Source organism: Haematobacter sp. (assembly GCF_032102465.1).
In the GTDB taxonomy this organism is placed as follows: Bacteria; Pseudomonadota; Alphaproteobacteria; order Rhodobacterales; family Rhodobacteraceae; genus Haematobacter.
On the sequence record NZ_DAMDHB010000019.1, the window covers coordinates 45,454 to 51,518 of the forward strand.

6 protein-coding genes and 1 pseudogene are annotated in these 6,065 nt (G+C 66.3%); 1 reads left to right on the forward strand and 6 read right to left on the reverse strand.

The features are described 5' to 3' along the window. Positions 1-92: 92 nt before the first annotated feature. From pcaD to fabA, 6 genes and pseudogenes are all read right to left on the reverse strand, one after another. A pseudogene (gene pcaD / locus RT513_RS12870) lies at positions 93-881 on the reverse strand (3-oxoadipate enol-lactonase); the annotation flags it as partial. Continuing rightward, positions 881-1,858, reverse strand: coding sequence for a threonine/serine dehydratase (locus RT513_RS12875; RefSeq protein WP_290686784.1), 978 nt, complete (start codon positions 1,856-1,858; stop codon positions 881-883). The pseudogene pcaD and the gene RT513_RS12875, both read right to left, overlap by 1 nt. Beyond that, positions 1,855-2,676 carry an alpha/beta fold hydrolase gene (locus tag RT513_RS12880; protein ID WP_290686786.1) on the reverse strand — a complete coding sequence of 274 codons (822 nt, stop codon included), beginning with the start codon at positions 2,674-2,676 and terminating at the stop codon, positions 1,855-1,857. Before RT513_RS12880 ends, RT513_RS12875 begins: the two co-directional genes overlap by 4 nt. Before the next feature lie 80 nt (positions 2,677-2,756). Continuing rightward, positions 2,757-3,545, reverse strand: a complete 789-nt coding sequence (locus tag RT513_RS12885) for an enoyl-ACP reductase (RefSeq protein ID WP_088216904.1) — start codon at positions 3,543-3,545, stop codon at positions 2,757-2,759. 3 nt (positions 3,546-3,548) lie between these two features. Continuing rightward, a complete protein-coding gene (gene fabB, locus RT513_RS12890; protein WP_088216905.1) occupies positions 3,549-4,778 on the reverse strand; it encodes a beta-ketoacyl-ACP synthase I in 1,230 nt (409 codons plus the stop codon). A 19-nt stretch (positions 4,779-4,797) separates the two neighbouring features. Continuing rightward, the gene (fabA, locus tag RT513_RS12895; RefSeq protein WP_035743613.1) at positions 4,798-5,304 is read right to left on the reverse strand and encodes a bifunctional 3-hydroxydecanoyl-ACP dehydratase/trans-2-decenoyl-ACP isomerase; all 507 of its coding nucleotides are present in this window, start codon (positions 5,302-5,304) and stop codon (positions 4,798-4,800) included. A 168-nt stretch (positions 5,305-5,472) separates the two neighbouring features. Between fabA and irr the strand changes: the two genes are divergently transcribed. Continuing rightward, a complete protein-coding gene (irr, locus tag RT513_RS12900) occupies positions 5,473-5,910 on the forward strand; it encodes a Fur family transcriptional regulator Irr (RefSeq protein WP_373447820.1) in 438 nt (145 codons plus the stop codon). The last annotated feature ends 155 nt before the right edge of the window (positions 5,911-6,065 follow it).

Sequence of the window (6,065 nt, forward strand, 5' to 3'; positions counted from 1 at the left end):
TCGTGGTCGTGGTCGTGGTCGTGGTCGTGGTCGTGGTCGTGGTCGTGGTCGTGGTGGCTGTGAGCCCGGATCTGCGGTTCGCGCGGGCCTGCATGAGCAATGCGCGCGGCAAAGGTCGCGATCAGCGCGGCATATGCGGCGGGGCGGTCCACAGGTGGCAGGTGCCCTGCGTCCCTGATGAGCGCGAAGTCGGAACCGCGCACCAGATCGGCGGTTTCCCGAACCAGATCGGGCGGCGTGGAGCCGTCCTCCGTCCCTGCCACGGCAAGGGTTGGCAGGGTGAGCGAGGCCGTCGTCGTGTAGAAATCGGCACCCGCCAATGCCGCACAGCAGCCGAGATAGCCCTCCACCGGCGTGGCCAGCAGCTTGGCACGCCACGGCAGGTCCAGCCCCTCCTCCCGGAAGGCGCGGGAGAACCAGCGTGCCATCGTCTCATCGGCCAGCGCCGAAAGACCGGATCGGCGGACCGTCTCCATCCGCCGCTCCCACACGTTCGGACCTCCGATCCGCGCGGCTGTATTGGAGAGGATCAGTCCGCGCACCAGATCGAACCGCTTCACCGCCAGCCCCTGCGCCACCATTCCGCCGATGGACAGGCCGAGGAAGATGGCGTCGTGCAGGCCCAGCCCATCCATCAAGCCCTCCGCATCGCGGACGAGCGCGCCCATCCCATAGGGAGCAGGCGGCACGGAGGACCGGCCATGCCCCCGCAGGTCATAGCGAATGATCCGCAACTCGGGCGGCAGAAGCGGCACCACGGCATCCCAGATCGTGTGGTCGAGACCGAGCGCATGGGCAAGGACAAGCGGCGCCCCCTCCGGCGCGCCATCCTCACGCCAGTAGAGCGTGGCGCCGCCCGCATCTATCAGCCCATCGCGCATCAGCCCGCCTTGGCAAGGGCGCGGCTGAACATCGTGGCATCGGTGTTTCCGCCGGAGGCGACGACGATCACGGTATCGCCCTCGATCTCATCCGTCCGGTAGAGCGCTGCCGCAAGCGATGCCGCGCCGCCCGGCTCCAGAACGAGCTTCAGACGGGTGAAGGCTTCGGCCATGGCGGAGAGGGCCTCCTCGTCCGACACGACCAGCCCCGGTCCGCAGAGCCGCTTGATGACCGGGAACGTGTTCTGCCCCAGTTCCGGTGAGAGGATCGCGTCGCAGATGGAGCCGGTGAGCTTCAGGTTGCGCTCCCGCTTGCCGGAGGCGACGGAGCGGGCGGCATCGTCGAAGCCCTCCGGCTCTGCCGTCCGCACCCGCAGGACCGGCGCCTTCGCCTCCAGCGCCAGGGCGATGCCGCTCGTCAGCCCGCCGCCGGAGCAGTTGACGATCACATCCGCGGTGGTCAGGCCAAGCTCCGCCACCTGTTCCGCGATCTCCAGCCCCACGGTGCCCTGACCGGCGATCACCTGCGGATCATCGAACGGATGCACGAGGGTGAGGTTCCGGGCGGTCGAGATCTCCAGCCCGATCTCCTCGCGGCTGCGGTTGCCGCCGCGATCATAGAGCACGACCTCCGCCCCGTAGGCGCGCGTATTGGCGATCTTCAGGGCAGGGGCGTCGGCGGGCATGATGATGACCGCCGGAACCCCATGCATTGCCGCCGCCGCCGCAACCCCCTGGGCGTGGTTGCCGGAGGAAAAGGCCAGAACCCCGCTCGCGCGCTGGACCTCCGGCAGCGCGGAGATGGCCGACCAGGCCCCGCGGAACTTGAACGACCCCGTGTGCTGAAGGCATTCCGCCTTTACCAGCACTCGCCGCCCCGCGATCTCGTCGATGAACGGGGAGGAGAGGAGGGGCGTGCGCCTGACTTCGGACGGGAAGCGGGAGCGGGCGGCTTCGATGAGGGAGAGGGAGGTCATTGGCATGCTTTCAGGAAAGCTCGGACGATGGCGAGAGAGACGGGTTCGTCAAGGAAGGGCACATGGGCCCGGTCGGGAACCTCGCCGAACAGAATGTCGGGGCGGCGGGCCCGCATGTCCTCCGCCATCTTCGGCGTGAGGAGATCGGAATTGGCCGCGCGGATCAAAGCGACCGGCAGGCCCGCCAAAGCGTCGAACAGCGGCCACAGATCAGGCGGCGGCCCCTGGAAGGCGGCGAGGAACGCGTCGCGAAGCGCGGGGTCGTAGTTGATCTCCAGCCCCGAGGGCGTTTCGATGTAGTGATGGCGGACCTCCTCCTCCCAGCGGTGGGCGGGGACATTGGCAAAGCCCGTCATGACGGAGGGCATGGCCTCTGCCGCCTCCGCATAGGTCTTCCATCTCGGATTGCGGCCGATGTAGGCAAAGATGGCGTCCAGCCCCGGTTTCGCGATTTCCGGCCCCACATCGACGAGGCACAGGCCCCGGAGCCGCGCCTTCTGCGTCGCAGCAAGAAACAGCCCGTTCAACCCGCCGCGGGAGGTGCCGATGAGCGCCGCCCTGTCGATCCCCAGATGGTCGAGCAATTCCACCGCATCGCGGGATTCGCGTGGAACGGTGTAGGTCTTTTCGCCCGTCCATGCGGATTGCCCGCGCCCGCGGTAATCGGGCCGGATCAGGCGGACATCGGGCAGATGCGGCGCGAGATAGTCGAAATCCCGCCCCGTGCGCGACAGGCCCGACAGGCAGAGGACCGGAAGCCCGGAGCCTTCATCGGTGTAGTGGATTTCCGCGCCGTCCGAGGCCTTGAATGTCGTCATGCCGCTTCTCCCCATGATGCGGGGAGGAGACTGGCACAGCGGCGGGCGGGACGGAAGGGGCGCCGCGCTGCGGCCCCCTGTCAGAGGTTTTCCGGCTGCGGCATGCCTATGGCATGGAAGCCGCCATCGACGCGAATGATCTCGCCCGAGGTGCAGGCGCCATAATCGGAGAGCAGATAGACCGCCGTGCCGCCGATCGCCTCAAGCGTGGCATTGGCGCGGAGCGGGGCGTTCTCCTCCGTGAAGCGGTAGGTCTTGCGCGCGCCGCCGATGGCCGCGCCGGCCAGCGTCCGCATCGGCCCGGGAGAGATCGCATTCACCCGGATGCCCTGCGGGCCAAGGTCGTTCGCCAGATAGAGGACAGAGCTTTCCAGCGCCGCCTTGGCCACGCCCATCACGTTGTAATAGGGCGTGACGCGGGTCGAGCCCTGATAGGTCAGCGTGATGAGCGACCCGCCCTCCGGCATCAGCGCCGCGGCGCGGCGGGCCACGTCGATGAAGCTGAAGCAGGAGATGGACAGCGATGTCTTGAAGTTCTCGCGGCTGGTGTTGATGAACCGGCCGGTCAGCTCCTTCTTGTCCGAATAGGCGATGGCGTGGACAAGAAAGTCGATCTGCCCCCATTCCGCCTGAAGCCGGGTGAAGCAGGCGTCGAGCGAAGCATCGTCCTGCACATCCACGTCGATCAGGAATTCGGAGTTCAGCGAGGCGGCCAGCGGCTCCACCCGTTTGCCGAATGCCTCGCCCTGGTAGGAAAACGCCAGCTCGGCGCCTTCTGCATGAAGCGCCTTGGCAATGCCCCAGGCGATGGAGTGGTCGTTCGCGACACCCATCACCAGTCCGCGTTTGCCCGTCATCAATCCGGCCATGGTTTACCCCAGGTACTTGCTCATGACGAGCGTGGCATTGGTGCCGCCGAAGCCGAAGCTGTTGGACAGCACGCTGTCGAGCGCGACGTTCTCGCGCCCTGTCGTCGCGATCTCGCCCGCATGGATGGCGGGGTCTAGGTTTTCGACGTTGGCGGAGCCGGCGATGAAGCTGCCGTTCAGCATGAGCAGCGAATAGATCGCCTCATGCGCCCCCGTCGCGCCCTGGCTGTGACCGGCAAGCGACTTGGTGGAGGAGATCGGCGGCACCTTGCCTTCTCCGAACACGCGGCGGACGGCCTGCACCTCCGTCACGTCGCCGACGGGGGTCGAGGTGCCATGGGCGTTGATGTAATCGATGCTGCGCCCTTCCGGCAGGGTGGCGAGCGCCTGGCGCATGGCCCGCTCACCGCCTTCGCCGGAGGGGGCGACCATGTCGTAGCCGTCCGATGTCGCGCCATAGCCCGTGACTTCGGCGTAGATCTTCGCGCCGCGGGCCAGGGCGTGGCCCAGTTCCTCCAGCACGACGACCCCCGCGCCGCCCGCGATGACGAACCCGTCCCGCGCCGCGTCGAACGGGCGGGACGCGCGTTCCGGCGTGTCGTTGTATTTCGACGACATCGCCCCCATCGCGTCGAACAGGCAGGACAGGGTCCAGTGGACCTCCTCGCCGCCGCCGGCGAAGATCACGTCCTGCTTGCCCATCTGGATCTGCTCCACCCCGTTGCCGATGCAATGGGCGGAGGTCGAGCAGGCGGAGGTGATGGAATAATTCACGCCCTTGATCTTGAAGGGCGTGGCCAGCGTGGCGGAGTTGGTGGAGGACATGCAGCGCGTGACCATGAACGGCCCCATGCGCTTCGGCCCGCCCTTTTCGATCACCGTCTGGAAGGCGGTGAGGAAGTTCGACGTGGACGATCCGCCCGACCCCATGATGAGGCCGGTGCGCTCGTTCGACACTTCGTTCTCCGGCAGGCCCGAATCCTTCACCGCCTGTTCCATGGCGAGGAAGTTGTAGGCCGCGCCTGCGCCCATGAAGCGCAGGTTCCGCTTGTCGATGTGGTCTTCCAGCACGATCTGCGGCATGCCGTGGACGTGGCACCGGAAGCCGCGTTCGGCGTATTCCGGTGCAAAGACGATGCCCGAGCGCCCGGCCCGGAGGGAGGCCTCGACCTCGCCGGCATTGTTGCCGAGCGGTGAGACGATGCCCAGTCCCGTGATGACGACCCGGCGCATGGCTGGTCCTCCCCCTGTATCAGTCGGTGAAGAGTCCGACCTTCATGTCGGTAGTGTTGTAGATTTCCTTGCCGTCCGCCAGCATCCGGCCATTGGCCATGCCGAGCTTCAGCTTGCGGTCGATGACGCGAGTGAAATCAACGAGATAGGTCAGCTTCCGGGTGGCGGGCGTCACCATGTCGGTGAACTTCACCTCTCCCACACCCAGCGCGCGACCGCGACCGGGCATCCCGCGCCAGCCAAGGTTGAAGCCCGTGAGCTGCCACAGCGCGTCGAGGCCGAGGCATCCCGGCATCACCGGATCGCCGACGAAATGGCATTTGAAGAACCAAAGGTCGGGGTGAATGTCATATTCCGCCACCACGTGGCCCTTGCCGTGCAGCCCGCCATCGGCCGAAATATCGGTGATGCGGTCCATCATCAGCATGGGAGGTTCGGGAAGCTGGGCATTGCCCTGTCCGAACAGCTCCCCTCGTGCGCAGAGAAGAAGACCTTCCTTGTCGAAGCTCGTCGGGTAGTCCGGCATGGGGTGCAGGCGTCCTTTGTCCTTGATCTGGGCTGCCTCCCTCTATCACCGCGCCTGCCGCCAAAGCAAGTCCACGCCCCGGCCTCCGCAGCCGGAGACCTTGTTGCATTGGGATTTGGGTTTGCAAAAGTGTCGCACGGGGCTTAGATGAAGGGCAGGAGAAGCCTTATGTCAGCCAGCCAGAACATGTCAGCCGACGCAATTGACCGGGGGAGCCGCTGGCTCGCGGTGGGGAGCGTGCGGCCCACGCGGCAGCGTGTCGCGCTCGCCGCCCTGCTGGTCGGAGACGGCAAGAACCGGCATGTCACCGCTGAAAGCCTGTATGCCGCCGCGCTCGACAGCGGGGAGAAGGTATCCCTCGCCACCGTGTACAACACGCTCCGCGCGTTCTGCGAGGCGGGGATCATGCAGGAAGTGCTGGTGGACGGGAACAAGTCCTATTTCGACACCCGCATCGACGATCACCCGCATTTCTACTGGGAAGACACCGCATCCCTGTCCGACGCTCCCGCCGATCAGCTTGAGATCGCCCGCATTCCCGAAGTGCCGGAGGGCATGGAGGTGAGCCGCGTGGATGTCGTGATCCGTCTCCGTCGTCGGGACTGATTTCATTTTCGGGTGTCATGGTCGGCGGAAGCGCCGCTGACTGTGATGGACGGTTGGCGATGGACAGCTTTCTCATGTCAGGGCGCGATGAGGCTGCGCCAAACCATTTCCGGCTATGCGGCTTGACGCTTCGGTCTGCCATCGGCAGACAGCCT